Source organism: Mesorhizobium silamurunense (assembly GCF_014843825.1).
GTDB classification, from domain to species: Bacteria; Pseudomonadota; Alphaproteobacteria; order Rhizobiales; family Rhizobiaceae; genus Mesorhizobium; species Mesorhizobium silamurunense.
Genome location: NZ_JHQR01000004.1, coordinates 1 through 3,136 on the forward strand (window position 1 = coordinate 1; position 3,136 = coordinate 3,136).

A 3,136-nucleotide genomic window follows, 5' to 3' on the forward strand; every position below is an offset into this window, starting at 1 on the left:
CCGCCTTATCTTAGCCGGAAGTTCTAAGCGATGCGCGGTACCCACCAGAGCCGGCTATGCCGGCTCCGCCTGACCTGGCCTCGAAGGTGACGCGGGCCGTTCGACATCATGTTCGCCGGCAAGCGCCGTCTGTCAAAAAGGGCGAGCACACCCACCTTGTAGAGCTGCGGCTACCGGTCCACTCGCCGATGAACTGGTCCGGCGCCCAGAGGTGGCGCGTTTAGACATCATGTTGCGACGTTATTGACTGACCAGCGGCAAGAAAATCCCGCGGAAGGCAAAAATAAAAACCGGAATAAGCCTTGTTTAACAGGCAATTCGGGTCTAGATATAAAACCCGTCGATTTGGCCGATTTGGCTTGAGCGGTGTCAGAGACCCGCCATTTTACTCCGAATTCTCGATGAGAGTGCATCGCCCGGCCGGCACAACCGCTCGCACGTCTCGACCTCGGAACAAATCCCTGCTGACCAAGGTCGGGCGGAATGACTTGGCGCACGCTTTCCGGTTTCGGGAGGACCATGCGCACGAATACCCGCACCGCACAGAGGCTGGCGCGTTGTTTTATTGAGTTTGCTGCCGGCGGACTCGGGTGCTGCTACCTTGGCAATGACGTCTCGTCGATTACGACTACCCGATCGAAGGGGCTCGAAGCTGATCGATCCGGCTTCCCCAGGAGCGCAGTGGAACAGTGGAGGAACAACAGCCATGATCTCGATACGCTCTGAAAGGCTCAATAGCCGTCCGACGCGCCGCGAGGCCGCAACCCATCGCTATTCCTTGGGGCAAAGCGTCCGGCTGAAGCGCAGCTTCAATACGATTCAGCAATCCCACGAAATCTATCAGATCACCGCAAGGCTGCCGCCTCGGGGAGACTCCCTCCAGTATCGCATTCGAAGTGAGGCCGAAAACCACGAGCGCATGGCGACAGAGGACAGCCTCGAACCTGTGCACGCATCGCGGGATGATGAAGATGCAGCTCTTCTCAAAAGGACATTCGGCAATGGCCAAGGGACAAAAGCGTAGCAATCGCGAGATCCGATAACCGAAACAGGCCAAGGCATCACCGAAGGCCGACAGCCCGTTCGGCAACCTGGTCAAGCTTGCGGCGAATACCAATGGCCCTCGCGGCAAGGGCCAGAATGAAGAGCGACAGGCGGTGAAGATCGTGATCGAGTTCTACCGCACCCGCGCGCAGGACGACGCACACGCAGTCGTCGCACGAGAGGTGCGCGAAGCATCCGATCTCGATGAGGCGATTTGTATCGCGCGGATTCTTTCGCTGACGCTCGACATGCCGCAGTTTCCCGATGTCATGTCGATCGCCGACGCCCGTGGCGGCAGGCTTTATTCCATCCAGCTCGGCGCGAACGACAACTCCAAGAAAGATGCCGCCATGAATGGCCCTGAAGTCGAATCGCTGACGGCTATTGTTCTCGAAAACGAAGGCGGAGCACCCGAGAGAGACTCTATGGATTACCTGTATGGCCGACGGGTCGAGCAGGATGGCTCCTGGAGCATCTATCATGTCTTCACCGGCGTTCCGGCGGTGATCCAGGGCCGTCGCATGACCGGCATGAGCCGTTCGAATGCCACGCATTGTATGCTGTCCCTCAATCGCCGCGACGAAGGGCAGCGCGCGAACGCGGGCTGCCGAGTTGTGGTCCGACCGATCGCCGCGATCGATGGAGAGTGACCATGCCGCTCGAATTTCCCAATCCAAGTCGAAGCTTCGACGAAGCGCGCAACGCGGTCCGTTTCATCGGTCACGACGGCATGTTCGAGGTGCCGTTCTTCATCGAAGGCGATGCATTGGCCGCGACCGGCCGCAGGGGGCTGGAAACGGCGGAAGCCGCATGCCTGGCGGCCTTCGACGCGGCGCGGCATTCCATCCACACCAGAGCACGGAAACTCTACGCGGCTGGGAGGCGGACCACCTACACCATAACGGCCGCCGATATGCGCTGACTAGATTTACGCTGCGCGACATGAGCGATGAACGGAGCAGATGCCCGTCCATCCGTTCGTATTTGTTGGAAGTAATCGGACCAGGGTGGGCCAGTCCCGGATAACAGCCGTAGCCCTTTTTGGGTGTATGGCAGCAGAGGAGACGAATTGCGAGTTGACGTGCGGAACAATGACGTCGATCAGGCCCTGCGGGCGCTGAAAAGGAAACTGCAGCGCGAGGGCCTTCTTCGCGAACTGAAGCGGCGCCGAGCCTACGAGAAACCTTCGGAACGACGCATCCGGGAAAGGGGCGATGCAATCCGAAGGGCGCGTAAGCTCGCCCGCAAGCAGGCGCAACGTGAAGGGCTGCTTCCTGCTCCGAAGAAAAAGCTCCCGCCTGCCGCCCGTCAAGCAAGAAACGGTCCTGCCCGATCCGGCTGAAGCGGTATCCTGTCAATCCGTCGGACAACTTGGTAGATGGGGTATTCGGCTTGCGCCCCTTCTTCAACGGTGATGCAAGAAGGTGCTGCGCTTCGAGCTGATGATAGAACGTGGTCTGTCCAAACAGCCACAAGCATCAGGAAAGGAAGCGCAGCATGAAGCACTTTATCGGCCTCGATGTCGCGGTGAAAGAGACTGCGGTTTGCATTGTCGATGAATCCGGCAGGATCTGCCGCGAGGTGAGGGTCGTCAGCCACTCCGACGATCTCCTCGCCGTCCTGAAGGATCCTGCCTTGAACATTGAACGGGTCGGTCTCGAGGCCGGGCCCTTGTCGCAATGGCTTTTTGAGGGGCTGGCGTGCGCCGGGTTGCCGGTTATCTGCATCGAGACGCGTCATGTGAAAGCGTTCCTGAAGGCGCAGCCGAACAAGACCGATCGCAATGACGCGCGCGGCATCGCGCAGATGATGCGGGTCAACCTGTACCGCCCGGTGCATGTGAAGACGCTCACGAGCCAGAAGCGGCGGGCACTCTTGACGGCCCGCAAGCTGCTGCAGGGAAAGGCGATCGCCATCGAGAACGACATCCGCGGTCTTCTGCGCAACTTCGGCCTCAAGGTCGGTGTTGTGGGAACGGTGAAGTTCGAGGAGCGGATTTGCGAGCTCGTCGAAGGCATGCCCGACCTCTACTCTTGACGGCCCGCAAGCTGCTGCAGGGAAAGGCGATCGCCATCGAGAACGACATCCGCGG

5 protein-coding genes and 1 pseudogene are annotated in these 3,136 nt (G+C 59.8%); 5 read left to right on the forward strand and 1 reads right to left on the reverse strand.

Annotation, left to right across the window (positions count from 1 at the left end):
* Positions 1–706 precede the first annotated feature (706 nt).
* From DH10_RS00450 to rpsU, 4 genes are all read left to right on the forward strand, one after another.
* Positions 707–1,024 carry a hypothetical protein gene (locus DH10_RS00450; protein ID WP_192244642.1) on the forward strand — a complete coding sequence of 106 codons (318 nt, stop codon included), beginning with the start codon at positions 707–709 and terminating at the stop codon, positions 1,022–1,024.
* Positions 1,025–1,157: 133 nt separating this feature from the next.
* Complete coding sequence (locus DH10_RS37775) at positions 1,158–1,694, forward strand: hypothetical protein (protein ID WP_312891209.1); 537 nt, start codon at positions 1,158–1,160, stop codon at positions 1,692–1,694.
* Between the two features lie 2 nt (positions 1,695–1,696).
* A complete protein-coding gene (locus tag DH10_RS00465; protein WP_192244644.1) occupies positions 1,697–1,966 on the forward strand; it encodes a DUF1488 family protein in 270 nt (89 codons plus the stop codon).
* Between the two features lie 147 nt (positions 1,967–2,113).
* On the forward strand, positions 2,114–2,386 hold the full coding sequence (gene rpsU, locus DH10_RS00470) for a 30S ribosomal protein S21 (RefSeq protein WP_192244759.1): 273 nt from the start codon (positions 2,114–2,116) through the stop codon (positions 2,384–2,386).
* On the opposite strand, the gene DH10_RS00475 is transcribed toward rpsU, so the two are convergent.
* Positions 2,353–2,643: a hypothetical protein gene (locus DH10_RS00475; RefSeq protein WP_192384034.1), complete on the reverse strand. Its 291-nt coding sequence runs from the start codon at positions 2,641–2,643 to the stop codon at positions 2,353–2,355. The genes rpsU and DH10_RS00475 overlap by 34 nt on opposite strands.
* Between DH10_RS00475 and DH10_RS00480 the strand changes: the two are divergent.
* Positions 2,542–3,066: pseudogene (locus DH10_RS00480) on the forward strand (IS110 family transposase); the annotation flags it as partial. The gene DH10_RS00475 and the pseudogene DH10_RS00480 sit on opposite strands and share 102 nt — an antisense overlap.
* Between the last annotated feature and the right edge of the window lie 70 nt (positions 3,067–3,136).

Bases quoted from the DNA above. Each gene is read 5' to 3' on its own strand.
- DH10_RS00450 (WP_192244642.1), top strand. From the start codon at position 707: ATGATCTCGATACGCTCTGAAAGGCTCAATAGCCGTCCGACGCGCCGC.
- DH10_RS00465 (WP_192244644.1), top strand. From the start codon at position 1,697: ATGCCGCTCGAATTTCCCAATCCAAGTCGAAGCTTCGACGAAGCGCGC.